This window comes from Allobosea massiliensis (assembly GCF_042655245.1).
Taxonomy (GTDB): Bacteria; Pseudomonadota; Alphaproteobacteria; order Rhizobiales; family Beijerinckiaceae; genus Allobosea; species Allobosea massiliensis.
The window spans coordinates 1-1053 of sequence record NZ_JBHSLU010000093.1 but is presented as its reverse complement, the minus strand read 5'-3'; the positions used below and the strand labels follow the sequence as shown (position 1 = coordinate 1053).

Sequence of the window (1053 nt, the reverse complement as noted above, 5' to 3'; positions counted from 1 at the left end):
TAGAGCGGAATCCGATCAGGTTGCATCGTATCCTGCGGCGCTGAAGTAGTTTGCGCATTCAGCGGGCGGGAAGAGATCGATGATGCGGCCGATGGCGCCCCACAGACCATTTATTGTGCGCTCGGCGGCTTTTCGGAGCAGCGCCTTGAGCTTTGCGAAGGCGTTCTCGATGGGATTGAAGTCGGGACTATAGGGCGGGAGGTAGCGCAGTTCGGCGCCCGCCGCCTTGATCATCTGGCGCACGCGCGGTCCCTTGTGGCTGGAGAGGTTGTCCATGACGACGACGTCACCGGGCCGCAGTTCAGGGATGAGCACCTTGGCGACATAGGTCTCGAAGGCGTCCCGATTGATGGGGCCATCGAGTACCCAGGGAGCGATGAAGCCGCGAAGGGTCAGCGCGCCGACGAAGGTCGTGGTCTTCCAATGGCCATGCGGCACGCCCACCCGAAGCCGCTCGCCGCGCCGGCAGCGCCCATGGCGGCGCGCCATGTTGGTCGAAGCCCACGTCTCGTCGATGAAGACCAGCCGCTCCGGGTCAAGGTCCAGCTGATCCTCGAACCATCGCTCGCGCTGGGTCAGGACGTCGGGGCGGTCCTGCTCGGTCGCGTGCGCGGTCTTTTTTTGCGCGTAATGGCGTGGCGCGCGAAGAAACGCTGGATCGTGCCGAAGCCGAAGATGAGGCCCTGCTTCGCCAGGCTTGCGCGAACCTCCTCGATCGTGGCGTCCCTACCTGGTCCAAGCGCCGCCATCACCGCTTCATGATGGGCCTCGATCCGATCCGAGCGCCGGTCGCCGCCCAGCGCCTTGGGGCTTGGATCGCCCTGATTGCGGTGCCGCTCGCGCCAACGGCTGACGCTGGCAGCGCTCACCCCAAAACGGTCGGCAGCCTCGCGATGCGTCGCGCCCGCCGCCACAGCCCCCAGAACCCGAACCCGAAGATCGACTGACAGCGCTCGCGACATGGCTGCCGGCCTCCATCCGGCAGTCACTCTGAATCACTTCGCGCCTGATTTGGGAATCCCTCCCGATTCAATCAGGTCGGGTTCCGCTCTA

The 1053-nt window shown here is 65.1% G+C and carries 1 protein-coding gene; it reads right to left on the bottom strand.

Annotated features, from left to right (window positions below; translation table 11 throughout):
* Window positions 1–15 precede the first annotated feature (15 nt).
* A protein-coding gene (locus ACFPN9_RS24865) for an IS630 family transposase (RefSeq protein ID WP_377817807.1) occupies window positions 16–962 on the bottom strand; the annotation gives its coding sequence in 2 pieces (ribosomal slippage) (window positions 16–626 and window positions 626–962; 948 coding nt in all).
* Between the last annotated feature and the right edge of the window lie 91 nt (window positions 963–1053).